At 28.7% G+C, this 2,451-nt stretch carries 2 protein-coding genes and 1 pseudogene; 1 reads left to right on the top strand and 2 read right to left on the bottom strand.

Annotation, left to right across the window (positions count from 1 at the left end; all coding sequences use genetic code 11):
- Positions 1-30 precede the first annotated feature (30 nt).
- Together BFJ87_RS12955 and BFJ87_RS12945 are read right to left on the bottom strand one after the other, a co-directional pair.
- Positions 31-672 (bottom strand): hypothetical protein, encoded by a 642-nt coding sequence (locus BFJ87_RS12955; RefSeq protein ID WP_077405329.1) that lies wholly within the window; start codon positions 670-672, stop codon positions 31-33.
- A gap of 605 nt (positions 673-1,277) precedes the next feature.
- Entirely contained in the window at positions 1,278-1,820 is a 543-nt protein-coding gene (locus BFJ87_RS12945; protein ID WP_077405324.1) for a hypothetical protein, read from the bottom strand.
- 415 nt (positions 1,821-2,235) lie between these two features.
- On the opposite strand from BFJ87_RS12945, the pseudogene BFJ87_RS12940 reads away from it, so the two are divergent.
- Positions 2,236-2,451, top strand: a pseudogene (locus tag BFJ87_RS12940) (IS110 family transposase); the annotation flags it as partial.

Raw genomic sequence — 2,451 nt, 5'->3', positions numbered from 1 at the left:
TTTTTACCACAGTACTTTGTTGGCAAATCGTTATTTTTTCATTTTTCTAAAAGTATTCCAAATTTCAGTCCCGATTTTAAATTCATTTTCATTTAATTCTGTCAAATTCCATTCAAATACTTTTTCTGAAATAACTTTTGCTTGAACTGGAAACATAGTTATTTCAATTTTTTTACTCGAATTATGTTCTAATTCTAATTCAACAGTTTCATAACCTAATGAGAGGATTTCATATTTTATTTTTGATTTGTTTTTCTCAACCTCAATTTTATTTTTCTCTTCATAAATTTCAAATCCTTTAATATTCGGTTTTTCAACAATATTGACATAAAGAGGTAAGTCATTCTCGTCGGTTATAATAAATTCAAACTCGATATTCTTTTCAGATTGTGATTTTATTTCGGTAACTTTTACTTTATTTTTTGTTGGTTGTTCCTTTTTATCAAATTCCAGTTTTAAAATTTTGTTTTTTAATTCATAAATTCCAGTTCCAATATGTGAAGTTCCTAAACAGCCTGAAACAGAATATTCAAAATGATTATTTTCTTTAAAATCAATGCAAGTAACGTCAGATTCTCCAATTGGAATTGAACAATATTTTCCGCCTAAATTTTCTTGAGAAAAAGTCGAAATAGAGGTCAGAAGTATAATTATGTGCAGGATTTTTTTCATAATGTTTGCCAACGTGTTTGTGTATGGTTAGTTGCGTGGTTTGGTAGCTAATTTAACAAACTTTTACGGACCAGAAAAATTCCGCAGGAATTTTCGCAAGTAGGGAAGAACACAGCAATTAATTATACACGGTGTTACCCAACGTTTTTATTCAGATTTGTTGGATTGTTAATCCGATTAAAATTAGAGTAAAGTCAGTTAGTAACGCTGTTTTTATGTTTATTTTTTCCCTTATTAATTTTAATCCGATTACAATTCCGATAGTGGCGAATATGGAATTCATTATTAAAATCCAATTTGGAATATAAAAAGTCGGATGGAATTCCGTGAAATGATACTTGTACAAAAGGTCTAGACTAAACCAAGTCCAGAATGAATTGACAAGAATTACTATCAGACCAATTATTTTCTTTTGTTTTAAAAAAATCAGACACGAAATGGTTGTCAAAGTCAGAATTCCAATTGTTCCGAAAATCATTAAATCTATCCACATTCCAACATTATGAATTCCTGCTGCGAATTTATTTAGTAAAGGTTCTGATGCGAATAATAGTAATAAAGACAGAAGTACAAATGTTACAATATGAATTACTATAATTTTCTTTTTATTCATATAGTTCGTTGATAACAATATTCTTTTCTTTTTTCAAATAATTTCTAACAAGTTCATTATAACATTCCAAATTGTTATACACCTGACAACCTAATTCAAAATTTTCTATTCCGTATTTCTTAATGTTTTGTGATAATTTTCCAGAACCAACTAGACCACCAGAAAAATACTTAACATTATTATTCTTTAAATCAGTTTTGAATCGGACGGTTATTTTTTCGCAATCTAATTCGTGATATTCTGAAAGTTGTTTTTGGATTTGTCTACTTTCATAGATTTGAGCTACCAAGTATAGGTTCAGAACTAAACAAAGTCCGAATGCTCCAAACATAATCTTGGTCAATAAATTTTGCCAATTTTTATTGAAATAATATAATCCAAAGCATAAAATTCCAATTCCGAAAAATACTTTAGCATATTCCAATTCAACAGGATTAAAACTAGTTTCGGTTAAAGCAAAAAACTTATTATAAATGGATAATCCAAAAGCGGAAATTCCTGAAATCAGAAGTATATATTTTGTTCTAGTGTTCAATTTTTGTTAAATGTTGGGTAACGGTTTGTGTATGAAACGTAGCGTGCAAAAAGACACTAACTTATCGGATTAACACAGAGCCGAATTTTTATGTTTTGTTTTTAATTTTCTCTTTTTAAAAGCCAAATTAAAAATTTGGCGGTCTTTGCAAATAAACACAGACCTTTAGGTTTGGTACTTAATAGCTATGTTTTATACACGTCTTAAGTTTGTAATTCATTAAATTAGAAACATAAACAGAAAGCACAAAAGAGAGGATTAAGGTTATTATACACGCAGAGACTACAGATCTCGTCAACATTGAAAATCCCCTCTCTTTTCTACACAGATTTCGTACAGTTCTATGAGGCTTTTAAGACCTCGATTTTAAGTCGTAGAAACTCGCGTAGATTGTCCTTTCAAAAAACAATTTCTTATGAATAAAGATATTAAATATTTTGGAATAGACATTAGTCATTTGGTTTTTGATGTTACAGATTCAGATGGTAATTATTATCAGTTTAAAAACACTATTTCAGGCTTTAAAAAGTTCGAAAAATTATTAGATCTATCGAGCCATTGTGTGATGGAAGCAACAGGATATTATCACTATCAGTTAGCTTATTATTTACTTGAATCAGGTATTAAAATA

This window comes from Cellulophaga omnivescoria (genome assembly GCF_001999725.1).
Lineage (GTDB): Bacteria > Bacteroidota > Bacteroidia > Flavobacteriales > Flavobacteriaceae > Cellulophaga > Cellulophaga omnivescoria.
Note: the sequence above shows the minus strand (reverse complement) of the source record. Positions and strands in the feature narration are given on the sequence as shown.